This window comes from Algorimicrobium algoritergicola, assembly GCF_008086165.1.
Lineage (GTDB): Bacteria > Bacteroidota > Bacteroidia > Flavobacteriales > Flavobacteriaceae > Algorimicrobium > Algorimicrobium algoritergicola.
Genome location: NZ_VSKL01000001.1, coordinates 902,907 through 920,039, shown reverse-complemented (window position 1 = coordinate 920,039; position 17,133 = coordinate 902,907). Strand labels below are relative to the sequence as shown.

General features: G+C 33.7%; 16 protein-coding genes. 9 read left to right on the top strand and 7 right to left on the bottom strand.

Going from position 1 to position 17,133, the window contains the following annotated elements:
- Positions 1 to 8 precede the first annotated feature (8 nt).
- A complete protein-coding gene (locus tag ES675_RS04360) occupies positions 9 to 1,259 on the bottom strand; it encodes an aspartate kinase (RefSeq protein ID WP_066248626.1) in 1,251 nt (416 codons plus the stop codon).
- A 1-nt stretch (position 1,260) separates the two neighbouring features.
- Complete coding sequence (locus ES675_RS04355) at positions 1,261 to 1,740, bottom strand: GNAT family N-acetyltransferase (protein ID WP_066249066.1); 480 nt, start codon at positions 1,738 to 1,740, stop codon at positions 1,261 to 1,263.
- 119 nt (positions 1,741 to 1,859) lie between these two features.
- Here ES675_RS04355 and fbp point away from each other — a divergent pair, with 119 nt between their 5' ends.
- Positions 1,860 to 2,867 (top strand): class 1 fructose-bisphosphatase, encoded by a 1,008-nt coding sequence (gene fbp / locus ES675_RS04350; RefSeq protein ID WP_066248623.1) that lies wholly within the window; start codon positions 1,860 to 1,862, stop codon positions 2,865 to 2,867.
- Between the two features lie 114 nt (positions 2,868 to 2,981).
- On the opposite strand, the gene ES675_RS04345 is transcribed toward fbp, so the two are convergent.
- A complete protein-coding gene (locus ES675_RS04345; RefSeq protein ID WP_066247633.1) occupies positions 2,982 to 3,413 on the bottom strand; it encodes a fructose 1,6-bisphosphatase in 432 nt (143 codons plus the stop codon).
- Between the two features lie 190 nt (positions 3,414 to 3,603).
- Between ES675_RS04345 and ES675_RS04340 the strand changes: the two genes are divergently transcribed.
- From ES675_RS04340 to ES675_RS04330, 3 genes are all read left to right on the top strand, one after another.
- Positions 3,604 to 4,200 carry a hypothetical protein gene (locus ES675_RS04340; protein ID WP_066247630.1) on the top strand — a complete coding sequence of 199 codons (597 nt, stop codon included), beginning with the start codon at positions 3,604 to 3,606 and terminating at the stop codon, positions 4,198 to 4,200.
- Between the two features lie 68 nt (positions 4,201 to 4,268).
- Positions 4,269 to 7,610 carry a transcription-repair coupling factor gene (gene mfd, locus ES675_RS04335; RefSeq protein WP_066247628.1) on the top strand — a complete coding sequence of 1,114 codons (3,342 nt, stop codon included), beginning with the start codon at positions 4,269 to 4,271 and terminating at the stop codon, positions 7,608 to 7,610.
- Positions 7,611 to 7,640: 30 nt separating this feature from the next.
- A complete protein-coding gene (locus tag ES675_RS04330; protein WP_066247626.1) occupies positions 7,641 to 8,948 on the top strand; it encodes a TlpA family protein disulfide reductase in 1,308 nt (435 codons plus the stop codon).
- A 32-nt stretch (positions 8,949 to 8,980) separates the two neighbouring features.
- On the opposite strand, the gene ES675_RS04325 is transcribed toward ES675_RS04330, so the two are convergent.
- The 3 genes from ES675_RS04325 to ES675_RS04315 are packed head-to-tail and all read right to left on the bottom strand — an operon-like array spanning position 8,981 to position 10,823.
- On the bottom strand, positions 8,981 to 9,520 hold the full coding sequence (locus tag ES675_RS04325; RefSeq protein WP_066247624.1) for a hypothetical protein: 540 nt from the start codon (positions 9,518 to 9,520) through the stop codon (positions 8,981 to 8,983).
- A gap of 20 nt (positions 9,521 to 9,540) precedes the next feature.
- Positions 9,541 to 9,900, bottom strand: a complete 360-nt coding sequence (locus ES675_RS04320) for a YraN family protein (RefSeq protein ID WP_066247621.1) — start codon at positions 9,898 to 9,900, stop codon at positions 9,541 to 9,543.
- A gap of 59 nt (positions 9,901 to 9,959) precedes the next feature.
- Complete coding sequence (locus ES675_RS04315; RefSeq protein WP_066247619.1) at positions 9,960 to 10,823, bottom strand: winged helix-turn-helix domain-containing protein; 864 nt, start codon at positions 10,821 to 10,823, stop codon at positions 9,960 to 9,962.
- Positions 10,824 to 10,946: 123 nt separating this feature from the next.
- On the opposite strand from ES675_RS04315, the gene ES675_RS04310 reads away from it, so the two are divergent.
- The 3 genes from ES675_RS04310 to ES675_RS04300 all read left to right on the top strand — a co-directional run bounded on the left by ES675_RS04310 (position 10,947) and on the right by ES675_RS04300 (position 12,270).
- Positions 10,947 to 11,537 (top strand): hypothetical protein, encoded by a 591-nt coding sequence (locus ES675_RS04310; RefSeq protein WP_066247617.1) that lies wholly within the window; start codon positions 10,947 to 10,949, stop codon positions 11,535 to 11,537.
- A gap of 80 nt (positions 11,538 to 11,617) precedes the next feature.
- Positions 11,618 to 11,920, top strand: coding sequence for a TFIIB-type zinc ribbon-containing protein (locus tag ES675_RS04305; protein ID WP_066247616.1), 303 nt, complete (start codon positions 11,618 to 11,620; stop codon positions 11,918 to 11,920).
- Entirely contained in the window at positions 11,917 to 12,270 is a 354-nt protein-coding gene (locus ES675_RS04300) for a hypothetical protein (protein ID WP_066247614.1), read from the top strand. The genes ES675_RS04305 and ES675_RS04300 overlap by 4 nt, the downstream gene beginning before the upstream one ends.
- On the opposite strand, the gene ES675_RS04295 is transcribed toward ES675_RS04300, so the two are convergent.
- A complete protein-coding gene (locus ES675_RS04295) occupies positions 12,262 to 13,278 on the bottom strand; it encodes a S66 peptidase family protein (protein WP_170244071.1) in 1,017 nt (338 codons plus the stop codon). The genes ES675_RS04300 and ES675_RS04295 overlap by 9 nt on opposite strands.
- A gap of 203 nt (positions 13,279 to 13,481) precedes the next feature.
- On the opposite strand from ES675_RS04295, the gene metG reads away from it, so the two are divergent.
- Both metG and ES675_RS04285 read left to right on the top strand, forming a co-directional pair.
- On the top strand, positions 13,482 to 15,566 hold the full coding sequence (gene metG / locus ES675_RS04290) for a methionine--tRNA ligase (protein WP_066247666.1): 2,085 nt from the start codon (positions 13,482 to 13,484) through the stop codon (positions 15,564 to 15,566).
- A gap of 24 nt (positions 15,567 to 15,590) precedes the next feature.
- Positions 15,591 to 17,075, top strand: a complete 1,485-nt coding sequence (locus tag ES675_RS04285; protein WP_066247611.1) for a hypothetical protein — start codon at positions 15,591 to 15,593, stop codon at positions 17,073 to 17,075.
- Positions 17,076 to 17,133 lie beyond the last annotated feature (58 nt).

Genomic DNA, 17,133 nt, shown 5'->3' with positions numbered 1-17,133 from the left:
TTAAAAATTTATTTGGTTATCATTTGCATAGTTTCTTGCGCTAACTGCTTCATTAAAACAGTTTTACCTTGCTCTAATTGCGCAACCACCTCTAAATTATAATGCCTAATAGTGTATAAAGATACATTTTCATGGCAAGTTACCTTAAATTTTGCTTTTAAATGTTGCAGTAATTTATCAAGATTCTGATAAATATCATCTACACAAACCGAAAAACTAATAGCAGAGTTTTGAATGACGTCCACTTTCATTTTATATAGGTGCAATAAATTGAAAATATCACTGATGTTTTCTTCAACAATATACGAGAAATCTAAAGATGATATCGAAATTAAAATCTGATTGCGCTTTAAAATAAAGCAAGGAATTTTAGGTTCAATTCCTTTACCTTTTCCAACACACGTTCCTGCATTTTTAGGATGCAAAAATGATTTAACATACAACGGAATTTCCTTACGTTGCAATGGCTGAAGGGTCTTTGGGTGAATTACTGACGCACCATAAAAAGCCAACTCAATAGCTTCACGATACGATATAGAATTCAGTAATTGGGCGTTTTCAAAATAACGTGGGTCCGCATTTAAAACACCTGGAACATCTTTCCAGATAGTCACACTTTGAGCATTTAAACAATAAGCGAAAATAGCAGCTGTATAATCACTTCCTTCACGACCCAAAGTGGTGGTAAAATTATTAGCATCACTACCTAAAAAGCCTTGGGTGATGTTCAGTTTGTTTTTATTAAAATGTTTGTTGATTTGGGTTTGTGTATCCAACCAATTCACATTGGCACGTCTGTAATAGCTATCGGTTTTTAAAAACTCACGAACATCTAAACAGGTGTTCTCAAATCCTACATCATTTAGATAAGCACTAATAATGGCAGACGAAGCTAACTCACCATAACCAATAGCTTGATCGTAAACAAAATTATAATCTGGCGATTTATTACGGTCGAAAAACGCGGCTAATTCATCAAAAAGTTTAGATGTTTTTTTAAAAATAGCATGGTTTTCATTTTCAAATAAATCCAGTAAAATAGCATTATGGAATTTACGAACCTCTTGCAGTGAGCTCTGCAATTCCGCTTTGTTATCAAAATAATTACCAATAACACCTTCCATGGCATTGGTCATTTTACCCATGGCTGAAACAACAATCAACGTGTTATCATGTTCAGTTTCACGCAAAACGGTTACTAAATTTTTAACGCCTTGTGCATCTTTTACAGATGCTCCACCAAATTTAAATACTTGCATGTTAAATGTTTGAAATATATTTTTTTATTGCTGCTTCGTTTAGTTGTACCACATCCCAATCACGCATAACATTAGCTCCTTTTTGTTCATAAAATGCAATAGCTGGTTCGTTCCAGTCAAGAACTTCCCAGCAAATACGTTTAACACCTAAATTGCTGCCATATTTAACAACCTCGTCCAATAAAATAGTACCAATGCCATGGCCACGCATTTCTTGACTGACGACTAAATCTTCTAAATGTAAAACGGAACCTTTCCAAGTAGAGAAACGCATATAAACTAACGCAATGCCCACAATATTATTTTGGGTTTCGGCTACAAAACAATGAAAAACGGGGTTTTCACCAAAACCTCCAAGCTCTAAATCGGCAACTGTAACCTCAACGGCATCTGGTTCTTTTTCATAAACGGCTAATTCGTTTATCAATTTTAAAACCGATTCCATATCTGCTTTTTTGGCATCTCTAACCACAATATCCATAACCCTAATTTTGGCGTAAATATAGTTTAAACTTGGGTATTTAGCCACATTTAAACGTATTGAAAACGTTGTAGTTTCCTAAAAAATACGATATTTGCATAAACCATACATACAGTTTCATGTCTAGAAAAAATCAAACACTCGGTGAATTTATTATTGAGAATCAATCGTCCTTCAAATACACATCTGGCGAGTTATCAAGACTTATAAATTCCATTCGTTTAGCCGCAAAAGTGGTAAATCACGAAGTGAATAAAGCCGGTTTGGTTGATATAATTGGCGCAGTTGGAGAAACCAATATTCAAGGTGAAGACCAACAAAAGCTAGATGTTTATGCCAATGAAAAATTCATTCAAACGCTTACAAATAGAAATATTGTTTGTGGTATTGCAAGTGAAGAAGAAGACGATTTTATATCCATTAACAGTCAAGATGAAAACAACAATAATAAGTATGTTGTTTTAATTGATCCGTTGGATGGCTCGTCCAATATTGACGTGAATGTTTCTGTAGGTACTATTTTCTCTATTTACAGACGTGTAACACCCGTTGGAACACCTGTTCAATTAGAAGATTTCTTACAAAAAGGAAACCAGCAAGTAGCTGCAGGTTACGTCGTTTACGGCACATCGACCATGTTGGTTTATACTACAGGTGCTGGCGTAAATGGGTTTACACTAAATCCTGCTATTGGAACCTTTTACTTATCGCATCCTAATATGACATTTTCTGAAGACGGTAAAATTTATTCCGTAAACGAAGGGAATTACATTCACTTTCCACAAGGCATTAAAAATTACATTAAATATTGCCAAATGGAAGAAGGAGACAGACCATACACGTCTCGTTACATTGGCTCATTAGTTTCTGACTTTCATAGAAACATGATAAAAGGCGGTATTTATTTATATCCAAAAAGTTCTAAAACGTCAAACGGGAAATTACGTTTATTGTATGAATGTAACCCAATGGCATTATTGGCAGAACAAGCCAAAGGTAAAGCAAGCGATGGCTTTAACCGAATTTTAGATATTGAACCAACGGAACTTCACCAACGTGTTCCTTTTATTTGTGGCAGTAAAAATATGGTAGAAAAAGCAGAAGAATTTATGCGTTTAGCCGAATAAAATAAGCTATTTGACATGTGAATAGATTTGTTGAATTGACACATTACAGGTCAGACAAGAAATAAAAAAAGCCACTTAAAAAGTGGCTTTTTTTATTATATTTTAATTCAAATCTTAACGATTCATGTTTTTCATTTCCTCGGTAAATGTATCTAAATCTACGCCATTCTCAACAAGCGTTAACGCTTTGTCTACAACGTATTTTACGTTTTCAGATGAAAACCCAAGACCTATTGCTATTTTACGCATAACAATCTCTTCGTGATCCCCTTTAATATGATCTACAAAAACCATACGTGCCAAATCAAATAAACGCTCTAATCGTCTATCGTAAGATGTTGGTGGATTAATAGGATGCGATTGATAATTTTTCAAAATCGTATCGTAATCGCTTTCACTTATATCCAAGTTTCTTGCTAAACGTTCTAAAAAAGCTTTCTCTTCATCGGTAATAATACCATCATCCATGGCAACTCTTACAATGGATGCAAAATGATCTTCGTTACGTTTTTTAAATCCGCTATCGAATAAATCTGAAAATGACATATCTTTCTGTTTTTAATCCCAACATTTAGGGACTGCAAATATAAATAAAGTTAGCACTCTTTAAAATATTAATTTCGCTTTTTTGAAATGCGATTTTCAACTTAAAACCAGTGTAATAACTTCCTGTTATTTTTCATTAAATCAATAACTTTATTTTATACTTTTGTTTATATCTTGAATTTAAACAGTAATGATTTCAACCTACAAAAATAGATTTCATAGGTCTATTATTTCTCTCATTTTTATTGTAACATCTTTTGGCTTTCAATCCTGTCAGTCTTTATTAAAATCTTACACTGGAATAAAGAATCCTGAAATTGAAATTAGCAGTCAAGAAAGGTTAGACTACTACCAACCTTATACTGAATCCACAAAGGCTAAAGTTGCTATTTACTCCTTTTTAGATGTTAAAACCTTACAAAATGGGTTTAATACATTCAAAAACTACCCGAACATTATAATTAAAAATAACTCCACAAAAAAGATATACAAGCTTAATTGTTACGATGATTTAGACTTATATATTGAAGATATTAACAATAATATATATACTGATTTATTGGAACTTGATGAAAAAGACCTTCAAGACATTTCTCGATTTATTGAAAATGGCACAGAAATCGTGTTTACGAAAAATGAAATCACGCAAAAAAAGTGGAATGTTTATTTAGTTTCAGGCACTTTTCTAGGTAAAAAACTACGAAAGAAAAGTTTATCAATTACTCAAATTAAGGATTTAAATCAATTAACTATTTTAGATTTAAGTATGACCCAAACTGCTGACTAAAAGATAAAATAACAGCTTGTATATTTTAATGCATCAAAGACTTATATTTGCACAAAATAAAATTGCTTTTGAGTAAATCTATCCTCTCGCAAACATACGCACGGGCTTTGCAAACGCAAAATCTGCAAACTGCTATTGCCCAAATTGAGAATCGCACACATGTAAAAGGTCTTGTTGGCTCGGCATTTTCTCTCGTTATTAGTGAAACTTTTAAACAAGCAGATAAACCATTTTTACTTGTTTTTAACGATAAAGAAGAAGCGGCTTTTCACCTCAACGATTTGGAAGCCATGTTGAATGATAAAGATGTGCTTTTTTATCCAGGTAGCTACAGACGACCATATCAAATTGAAGAAACTGATAATGCCAATGTTTTACTACGCTCTGAAGTTTTAAACCGAATCAACTCCCGCAAAAAACCAGCCATTATTATCACCTACCCAGATGCGCTTTTTGAAAAAGTAGTGACGCGTAGAGAGTTGGAAAAAAACACGCTGAAAATTTCGGTGAATGATAATTTATCAATCAATTTTGTTAACGAAGTCCTTTTCGAATATAAATTTAAACGTGTTGATTTTGTTACCGAACCTGGCGAATTTTCCGTGCGTGGAGGTATTGTGGATGTATTTTCATTTTCACATGATGAACCGTATCGAATTGAATTTTTTGGTGATGATGTTGATAGCATCCGAACGTTTGATGTGGAAACACAATTATCCACGGATCAGATTAAAAAAATTAGCATCATTCCAAATGTTGCTAATAAATTTCTTGACGAAAGCAGACAAAGTTTCTTAAAATACATTGCCCAGAAAACAGTTGTTTTTACAAAAAATGCCGATCTGGTTTTCGATAGAATTGACGATTTTTATAGCAAAGCCGAAGAGGCTTTTAAAAATCTAACCTCTGAACTGAAACATGCTGAACCCGAAGCATTATTCTGCAATGCAACCGAATTAAAAAAGCAATTACTCGATTTCAATTTAGTAGAATTTGGTAGCAAAGCCGTTTTTGCTTCACAGGACAATATAATTACGTTCAACACCACACCACAACCGGCTTTCAATAAGCAATTCAATTTATTGATTGACGATTTAAACTTGCATCATGATAGAGGTTACACCAATTATATTGCCTGTGTCAGTGAACAGCAAGCCAAACGGTTCCATGATATTTTTGATGATACTGAACAAACCGTTCATTATAAAACCATCGTCCTGTCCTTATACCAAGGGTTTGTAGATCATGATAATAAAATTACCTGTTATACGGATCACCAAATATTTGAGCGCTATCATAAATTTCATTTAAAGAATGGCTATGCTAAAAAGCAGGCTATAACTTTAAAAGAATTAACCAATTTAGATATTGGCGATTATGTAACGCATATTGATCATGGAATTGGTCGCTTTGGAGGTCTTCAAAAAATAGATGTTGAAGGCAATAAACAAGAAGCTATAAAATTGATTTATGGCGAACGTGATATTCTATATTTAAGTATTCATTCGCTTCATAAAATAACCAAATTTAATGGTAAAGATGGTAAGCCGCCAAAAGTTTATAAATTAGGAAGTAAAGCATGGAAAACGCTTAAAGCAAAAACGAAGTCGCGCGTTAAGGAAATTGCGTTTAATTTAATTCAGGTTTATGCGAAGCGGAAATTAGAAAAAGGCTATCAATATCAGCCAGACAGCCATATGCAACATGAGTTGGAAGCGTCTTTTATTTATGAAGACACACCAGACCAAAGCACCGCAACGGCTGATGTAAAAGCGGATATGGAAAGTGAACGTCCTATGGACAGACTGGTTTGTGGTGATGTGGGTTTTGGTAAAACGGAAGTCGCTATTCGTGCTGCCTTTAAAGCTGTAGATAATGGCAAACAGGTTGCTATTTTAGTGCCAACAACTATTTTGGCTTACCAACATTCTCGCACATTTAGAGAACGATTAAAAGATTTCCCTGTTACGGTAGATTATTTAAATCGTTTTAGAACCGCAAAAGAAAAACGCGAAACACTGGCTAATTTGGAATCTGGAGCCGTGGATATTATTATTGGCACACACCAATTGGTGAATAAAAATGTCAAGTTTAAAGATTTAGGATTGCTAATTGTAGATGAAGAACAAAAATTTGGCGTTGCCGTAAAAGAGAAATTAAAAACCTTGAAGGATAATGTAGATGTCTTGACATTAACCGCTACACCCATACCACGAACTTTGCAGTTTAGTTTGATGGCTGCTCGTGATTTATCAGTTATTACAACACCTCCTCCCAATAGATATCCTATAGAAAGTCATGTGATTCGTTTTTCTGAAGAAAGCATTCGCGATGCCGTTACCTATGAAATTCAACGTGGTGGACAGATATTTTTTATCCACAACCGAATTGAAAACATCAAGGAAGTAGCTGGTATGATTCAACGACTAGTTCCTGATGCTAAAATTGGCATTGGTCACGGCCAAATGGAAGGAAAAAAACTAGAGCAATTGATGTTAGCTTTTATTAATGGTGAATTTGATGTATTAGTTAGTACCACCATTGTAGAAAGTGGTTTAGATGTTCCGAATGCCAATACTATTTTTATTAATAGCGCGAATAATTTTGGCTTAAGTGATTTGCACCAAATGCGTGGACGCGTTGGGCGAAGTAATAAAAAAGCCTTTTGCTATTTTATTACACCTGAATATTCGGCCATGACCGAAGATGCTAGAAAGCGGATTACAGCCTTGGAGCAATTTAGCGAATTAGGCAGCGGTTTTAATATTGCCATGAAAGATTTAGAAATCCGTGGTGCAGGCGATTTATTAGGTGGTGAGCAAAGTGGGTTTATAAATGATATTGGTTTTGATACCTATCAGAAAATTTTAAATGAAGCCATTGACGAACTGAAAGAAACCGAATTTGCAGATTTATATGAAGATGATGGCAAAGAAAAAGAATATGTTAAAGACATCACCATTGACAGTGATTTTGAATTGCTATTTCCAGATGACTATGTGAACAATATTGCCGAACGATTAATTCTATACACCAAATTGAATGAGGTTAAAACAGAAGCCGAACTTCTTAAATTAGAAAGCGAAATTCGTGATCGTTTTGGAGAACTACCAACCCAAGTAGTGGATTTGATGAATAGTGTTCGGATAAAATGGGTAGCAACCAAACTAGGGCTTGAAAAAGTAGTGATGAAACAAAATAAACTGATTGGGTATTTTATTACCGATCAGAAAAGTGGTTTTTATCAAAGCCCAAATTTTACACGTGTTTTACAATTTGTGCAATCACATCCGCAGGCTTGTAAAATGAAAGAAAAGCAAACTAGAAATGGCTTGCGACTATTATTAACCTTCGAAAACATTAAAAGTGTTGACAAAGCTTTACAGGTTTTAAAACCTATTGTGGCATAAGCTTTGTTAGTTTAAATGAAACTCATTATCATGAAAAACCCTCTTTTTCTTCTGTGTCTGTTTGTATCTTTTGCAACGTTTGCGCAACATCATATTCAAGGTCAATTTTCACCAGCAGAATCCTTCAATTTCGCCTTACTTTATCATGTAACACCTACTGGAACAAACTATGTAGAGCAAGCAAAAACAGATACTGATGGAAATTGGTCTATTGATTTAGATGCAGATTCTGAAATCGGAATTTATAAAATTGTGTATGCAACACCTGTTGAAGACAATAATTTTGATGTGTTTTACAACGGAAAAGAATCTATTTCATTGCTATTCGATGTAGAAACAGGATTGCATTTTACAGCTTCCGAAGAAAATAAATTATGGCAAACTTATACAGATAGTATTTTAAAAATAAACAGTTCGATTGGCAGATATTATATGTCACAAAAAACGGATTCATCTGAAATAACAGCCATTTTCAAAAACCTAAAGAGCACACAAGACTTTTACGAAAAAGAATCAACGGATATGATGATTTCGCCTTTTGTAAAATCGAATAAGACCTATATTCCAAGCACTTATGAAGATGTAAGCAGCTATTCTTTAAACTTAAAAAAGCATTATTTTGATTATATGGATTTTAGCAATCCTTTATTGCAAAGTTCTGATTTTTTAAATGAACGTGTTACTGCCTATGTGTTTGCTATGCCTGAAGATGCTAACTATTACAAAATGGCTGTGGATGATGTGGTAAAAGCTACAAACGATACCGATGAAGCCAAAATTATGGTGCTAGAAAATCTGTGGAAAATCATGATAGATAAACAGCAACCTGACGTGGCAAATTACATTAGCGACACCTACTTATTACCCCTTGCTAAAACGTTTAACAGAACCTATTTACTAGAAACTTTGGAAGATTATAATAAATCTGCCATCGGTAAAAAGGCCATGGATTTCAATTTTACATATTTAGAAAATAGCAAGGTTATAAAAACCAATTTACACAGTTTTAATACAAAAAAAAGCACACTTCTTATTTTCTGGAGTAGCGGCTGTGGTCATTGCTTAGAGGAATTGCCAAAAGTAAAAACCCTTATGGCGCAACATCCCGAAATTACCGTTTTAGCGTATGCTTTGGAAGATGGTGTTAGAAACTGGAATCAAACTATTGAGCATTTCCCAAGTTTTATTCATACTTACGATTTAAAAAAATGGGATAGTCCATTAATTAAGGCCTACGGCGTTTCTGCCACGCCATCCTATTTCGTTTTAGATAGCGATAAGGTTATTTTAGCAAAGCCAGAACATGTTGAAGATTTGGAAACTTATTTTAATGAGTAAAACAGTTTATAATAGCGCTTGTTTATATTTTTTTATTGAATCATCGGCTTTATAATACTAATTTTTTTCTTTCCTATTAAACCTTTGGTCACGCCAAAATCTATGAGTAATGAAATAGGAAACAGTATCATTCCAATACAACCAAAATTATAATCTGTCAATATTACTAAACCAGCATCTGGATTGATGCCTTCTTTGGTAACTGACTTAAAGATTTTACCAAATAAGAAATAATCAGTACTTGTCCATCCTTTTTTTAGAGGTGTTTCAAGAACAAGATTTACATGTTCAATATTTTTTTGATTAAACTCACCATTTTTTGGTCCGTTTCCACCTAATAATTCTCCTGACCAGCCTCTGACTTTAGTATTATAAAATTGAATATCATCAATTGTTAACCAATCCTTATCTGGCCAAATAAAACAAATCTCCGTTTCACTTCCTTTTGCAATAATCGAATATGTCCCATTTGACAATACATCTGTTGCATCATTAATTGTATAAATTGTTTGGTCAGAAAATTTCATTTCTAAATAGTCCTTCCAATTTTTAATTTCAATATCACTTTTCATTAAATGCTTGCTAAAAATATTTAAAAATGATAAAACGCATTTTCATAATGCGTAATGGTTTCGGTGGTTTTATTTTTTAGAACGGCTATAATATCAAACCGACTATCTAAATCAATATCATTTTCGGTTACATAAGCATCCATAGCTTTTACGAGTAATTTGACTTTTCCTGGTGTAACAAATTCTTGTGGATCGCCAAAAAAATCAGAATTACGGGTTTTCACTTCCACGCAAATCATCTGATTATTGTGGTTGGCAATAATATCTATTTCGGCTTTTTGAAATCGGTAGTTTCGCTCTAGAATAACGTAGCCTTTAGCCTGCAAATATTCTGCTGCTAGTTGTTCTCCTAATTCACCTAATTCGTTATGATCTGCCATGACTACTTCCCATATAAACCCATAATAATTACAAGATAGTGAATTAGCAGAATTTAAATTTATGTTAGTTCAAGCTTATAACCGACTCCATGGACATTGGTGATTTTAATGGATGTGTCATCTTGGAGTTTCTTACGTAACTTGGAGATATACGTATCCAAACTTCTGCCAACAAAAACACCATGATCTTCCCACACTTTTTTAGTGAGTTCATCGCGTTTTATTATTTGATTTGGGTTGGCTGCAAATATTTCTAATAGCTCACATTCCTTTTTAGAAAGACTGATTTCTTCAGCATGTTTGACCAGTTTGTTCTGTTCCGGATAAAAGTGAAAGCTGCCAATTTCTGAATAATTCCCAACTTCTTTAGTGCTTAAAACAACTTCTTTTCGTTTATAAAAACCAAAAAACAATAAGCCAAAACCACTTAATAACAAGCTATAAAACCCGACTTTTTTTATGGATGCATGAGGTTTTAAATCCGTAAATACCACCTCGATGGCGTAGCAACTTTCTGGTAAATATCGACCACTACAAGGTACAATGCTATTTTCTACATTATTTAAAATTTGAAAACTATAAGCCACTTCTTGAGCTTCGCAAGCAATAGTTTCAACTATATAATTATTTGGAAGTGCTGATTTATGAAATGTGGCATCAATTATGGACACTAACTGACTAGGCTCGAAAGATAAGGGCTTTTCAAAAGTTAATTGGAAATTATTATTTTTAAGCGCTTTTACAGGTAAAACCAAGGATGTAGAATCTTGGTTTATAAGCAATAATTGGTTGCCAACTTCACGTAATGACACTTTAACGCGTTCAGAAAATAAGGTCGAATCATCTTTGGTAGTGAGTAGTAATACAACTGATAATAAGACAATTAGTAAGCCACTAATTTTAAAAATAGATCTTTTTGCCATAACAGATGTAAATAACTAACATTTTGATGACTTTTTACAACTGTTCACACTTCTTTTACATTTTTTTGACACTTTTTAAATGTGTTTCAGGTAGTTTTACTAAACAATCAAAACGAATCAATTATGTATAAATCAATTATTTACAGTCTTATTTTTTTAGGCACATCTTGTGGTCAAACAAAAATTACAGAAACGGAAACCGTTCAAAATCTAGCACTAAAAACAGAAACTGAAACTTCAAATTATATGGAGTTTAACGGGAATCCCCTGTTTATTTCCGATCCTTATGATATAGAATTATCAATTGAAAAAATCGAAAATAACGGTTATCAGTTAGTAACCGAAATCATATTAAAAAATGATTCTTATTTTGTGTCTCCACATTCAAAAATTGCCTACAAAGGCAGGTTTAGTTCTGGTTTACAGAAAAACGAAAACCTAGAAATGATAAATAGCATTATAGAAACACCGCGTTCTGTTGAAGAAATAGATCCACATCCATTTGTAAACGGCCCTGTAAATTGGGTACGGGAAAACACAACCTATAAGCAACCTTTAAAACTTAATACAAATTCAGATTTTGAGGTTTCTGGTTTAATAAAATTCACCATTGAACCACGTTGCTCACTAGAAAAAATAGGCTATACAATAAGCTATAAATCTGGAAACATGTCTGTGCAAATTTTACAAGGCTGTCAGATTATTGAGCTGTAATGTTTCTTAAAACATAAGATTTTCAGAAATTTAATATTGCTAGATTAAGTCGTACCTTTGTGTTTACTTTAAAACGCGGTATGGCAAGTCAAATAAAATGTCCGAATTGTGGAGTTTACAATACAAATCAAGATTATTGTACAAACTGCGGCACGTTATTATCCTACCAGAAGAGAAGAGAATTAGCGTTTGCTCAAGACGAAAAAGACCGAAAAGAACGTGCGCGAATTCAAAAAGAAGAATCGCCTTCCTTCTACGAAAAAAATAAAGACCATCGTTTTTTAGTCGTTCGTGTTTTTGCAAAAGTCATCCACTCTATCTGGATGGCATTTATGGCTATAGGTATGTTTATTGCTTGGTTAATTACGGCGATTGCGGCATGAAAATTTTAAAACACCCCATTTTCTTCAGTAGTATTTTAGTAGCAAGTTTCGTGTATATTTCACAAAGACTTCAAGTGCCACTTCCCAATTGGATATACTTTTATCTGAATGATTTTTTATGCATGCCTATTGTTTTAAGCTTGTGCTTAGCCATAATAAGACGCCTAAAGAAAGCCAATAACCTTTACGTTCCGCTGCTTGTTGTATTAGGATTAACAACCTATTTCGTTGTATATTTCGAATGGTTTATGCCACAAATCAGCACACGATACACAGCTGATATTATAGATGTTGGTTTATATTATTTAGGAGCCATGTTGTTTTTCAATGTTCAGAAACGCTTATTTTGAAAATTGTAAGGTAGATTGATCTTTACCAACCACCAATTCCACGTCTTGCCCTAAAATCATGGCGCGATTATCATCTTCATGACCAGCAGGCATATTAAAGGCAATTGGAAAATCATAGTCTGATAAAGCATCTAAAATTAATTGTTCAATAGAACTTCCCCAAACCGTTGTGTTTTTTCGCATTTTAGTCATATCACCAACTAAAACGCCTGCACAATTATCAAAATAACCAGCGCGTTTTAGGCTCTGCAACATGCGATCCACATGGTATTTGTATTCGCCAATTTCTTCAATAAACAAAATTTTACCTGATGTATCTATGCTACTTTTAGAACCTAACATGGTATGAAGCATGGTTAAATTACCACCAACTATAGGTGCGTTTACTTTACCAATTTTATTGTAATTAGAACCCTCCAGTGTATAGGAAAGCGACTCTCCAAAAAGTGCTTTTTTAAAGGTAGCAATCGTCTGGTCTAAACCGGCTTCATCAGCTGTTAAACTGGTGCACATCATGGCGTGAATGGTTTCAAATCCTTCATTATGAAAATCGTTATGTAAGGCTGTAATATCACTATAACCAATTAACCATTTTGGATCTTTTTTAAGTTGTGTGTAATCTAATTTATCTAAAATTCGTACGGTTCCATAACCACCTCTTGCAGCCCAAATAGCACTAACCGTAGGATTATCCATCGCTTTTTGGAAATCTTCACAACGCTCCAAATCTGTTCCAGCAAAATGATTGTCTTGACTAAAAACATGCTTACCAACCAAAGCATGCAATCCCCAACTTTCTAATAATTTTACAGCACGTTGAACTTCGGCTTGACGGTTTTTTAGAATTCCCGAAGGTGCTACAATAGCAACCGTATCACCTGCTTTTAAATATGGTGGTTGTATCAATTTTTGTGGCTTTTGAGTTGATGATTCTACCTGTTTTGCGGTATCTGTTCCAAAGAACAAAACCGAACAACACAGCACAATTAATAATGAGATTTTCGACATAGCGTAAATGTACATTTTTTTTCACATGTTATAAATTTTAACCAGCATAAATAGGAAACAGGTATCTGAAAAAAGCGATCTAAAATTTATAATTCCACACTTCTAAATAGACCTTAAAATGCGTACTTTTGTGACTTCAAAATAATAAATAAAAACGGGAAGGCATGCAGTTGCTTACTGAATTTGAAATAAGTATCAATACCATGAATCAACCAAAACGATATACTATTACAGCCGCTTTACCGTACACAAACGGTCCTATCCATATTGGCCATTTGGCTGGCGTGTATGTGCCTGCTGATATTTACGCACGTTATTTACGTTTAACAAACAACGATGTTGCCTTTATTTGCGGTAGTGATGAACACGGTGTTCCTATTACTATTAAAGCTAAAAAAGAAGGCGTTTCACCTCAAGACATTGTTGATAAATACCATGCGATTATTAAAAAATCGTTTGAAGATTTCGGAATTACCTTTGATAATTATTCCAGAACGTCTGCAAAAATTCATCATGATACGGCTCAAGAATTTTTTAAAACCTTGTATGATAAAGGAGAATTTATAGAAGAAGTAACCGAACAATTATACGACGAAGAAGCCAATCAGTTTTTAGCCGATCGTTTTGTAACGGGAACCTGTCCAAAATGTGGTAATGAAGAAGCTTATGGCGATCAATGTGAAAAATGCGGAAGTAGTTTAAATGCTACAGATTTAATTAATCCGAAATCTGCCATTACCGGAAATGTTCCAACAATGAAAGAAACCAAACACTGGTTTTTACCCTTAGATAAACACGAAGCTTTTTTAAAAGAATGGATTTTAGAAGGCCATAAAAAAGATTGGAAACCTAATGTTTACGGTCAAGTAAAATCGTGGATTGATGATGGTTTACGTCCAAGAGCTGTAACCAGAGATTTGGATTGGGGAATTCCTGTTCCTGTTAAAGGCGGCGAAGGCAAAGTGCTTTACGTTTGGTTTGACGCACCTATCGGTTACATTTCTGCTACTAAAGAATGGGCAGAACGTGTAGGAAAAGATTGGGAACCATACTGGAAAAGTGAAGACACCAAATTGGTACACTTTATTGGTAAAGACAATATTGTGTTTCACTGTATTATTTTTCCAAGCATGCTAAAAGCTGAAGGTTCGTATATTTTACCAGATAATGTGCCAGCTAACGAATTTTTAAATTTAGAAGGTCAGAAATTATCAACCTCAAAAAACTGGGCCGTTTGGTTACCAGATTATTTGATAGATTTTCCAAATCAGCAAGATGTGTTGCGTTACGCCTTAACAGCCAACGCACCAGAAAGTAAGGATAACGATTTTACATGGGCAGATTTTCAAGCCAGAAACAACAATGAACTCGTTGCTATTTTCGGGAACTTTATTAATCGTGTGGTGGTTTTAACCAACAAGTATTATGATGGTTTTATTCCAGAAGCATCTGAATTTTCAACAGTAGATGAAGAAACGCTTGCAGCAATAAAAGCCTATCCAGCAGTTATATCTAGTTCTATAGAACGCTATAGATTTCGTGAAGCAAGTCAAGAATTCATGAATTTAGCGCGATTAGGTAATAAATATCTAGCAGATGAAGAACCTTGGAAACTGGTTAAAACAGATGAAGCGCGAACCAAAACAATTATGTTTGTCGCTTTACAAATTGCTTCCGCTTTAGCCACTTTAGGCGAACCATTTTTACCGTTTACATCTGCGAAACTGAAGTCGATTCTAAACATTAGTTCGAGTGATTCGACGCAGGAGAATAGCATCGAGAACTCATGGGACGATATTTCAACTAAAGACATTCTAATTCCAGCAGGACACCAAATTGGTCAAGCCAAATTATTATTTTCGAAAATTGAAGATGAAGCTATTCAACTACAATTAGAAAAATTAGAAGCCAGTAAAAAAGCCAATGAAGCTGCCAACAAAGTAGTAGAGCCTGAAAAGGAAACCATTAGTTTTGAGGATTTCTCAAAATTAGATTTACGTGTTGGCACTATTTTAGAAGCTGAAAAAATGCCAAAAGCCAATAAGCTTTTAGTGTTAAAAGTAGACACCGGAATTGATGTAAGAACTATTGTTTCTGGTATTGCTGAAAGTTTTAAACCGGAAGATATAATTGGTAAAAAAGTAACCGTTTTAGTCAACTTGGCTCCAAGAAAATTACGAGGCGTGGAAAGTCAAGGCATGATTTTAATGACGGAAAATCCAGATGGAAAATTAGTATTTGTAAATCCAGATGATGCTTCGGTAACAAATGGTTTACAGATTTCTTAAATTCATTGTATATATAGTAACACGATGCTAGTCCTAAAAACACGATTTCTTAAAAATGCTATGCGGCAGAAAATTAGGTTTTCAGGACTAGTTTTAGTCTTTTTCATTGGATTATCTTCCGTTTCTGCTCAAAAACACTTCGCATTAATTGAAACAGAAAGAGATTTTCCAGACGAAAAATTACAGGAGGTTTTTCCTATAATGGATAACAAGAGTGAAACATTAGCCTTAATACTTCAGACAAAAAAAGGATTAGAAAGCTATTTATACAATGCCAACAAAGAGCGCATTAATCATATTAGCATTAAAAAATTACCTTCAAAGTCTGATGTTTTAGTGGGAAATGCTATTCAGGGAAATGATTATCGGTTATTCTATAGTAATAAATCGGAATCTCAATTTAGCATGGTTCAGTTAAATTTTGATGACGGCTCATACCAGATTACAGAAGATTTAAATCTTAAAATTTCAGGAGAAAAAATTTTAAAATATATTAGTCAAGATGACAAACTCTACCTGCTAACTTTAAAACGATTTTCCTCTATATTAAAACTGTACACATTTAATATGGCAGGACATGTCACGACAAGGCGCTACGATTTGTCTAACGAAAAAATTGAAAATGACAATGGTTTAACATACGACTTAAGTACATTAATTTACCAAAACAATGTTACCAATAAGGCCATTGAATTTGTAGATGTTAGCGTGCCAAATTCTTTGGAAGCCGCATCTGCCATTACAAAAATCTATTTTCTAGATGATCAGTTAATTATAACCAATAATTTATATACCAAATTCACCTATAAAATTGCTATAAACATTCACGAAGAAAACTATACGTTTGACAAAATTGAAAATATTCATTTTAAGAAAGATGATAAATTAGTAACTGCCAATTCCTTTATAATTAAAAACCATATTTTAACGACGTATGCTAATGGTGATCAGGTTTTTCTAGATATTTATAAGGCGGATACTTCGGAACTAGTCAAAACATTTACAATCTCTAAAGACGAAGATATTTCATTTAAAAATTCACCTATCATGATTGAAAATGGTGATTTTAGCAAACTTCGTGAGGTAGAAAAATCCTCCAAATTTATTAGAAAAATTTCCTATTCCAATATTGGGGTTTCAGCTTTTGAAATGGACAACCAATATATTATAACATTGGGAGCCAGCGAACCTTCTAATACAAGTAGTATGATTATTATTGGGTACGTGGTTGGTGGCGTAGTTGGCGCAGCTATATTTGCAGCATTTGAATCCTATTCTGAAACAAAATCGACTAGAATTCAATGTCTTTTCGATTCAGAATTTAATCATTTGCAAGGCTCTATTCCTAAAAACGGATTTGACCAAATTAAAGCATTTGTGGATTCCAACAATTTTAAAACCCTAGAAAAGCAGACCGTTTTTAAATTCAAGGACAGCTATGTTTGGGGTTCTTTTAACTGGACAATTGGCCATTACAGACTCTATACCTTTTCCGCTGATGAAAATTGAAGATCAAAATCCAATTGAACCTTAATTCCATAAAAATTAAAGCACATTTCTATCAATA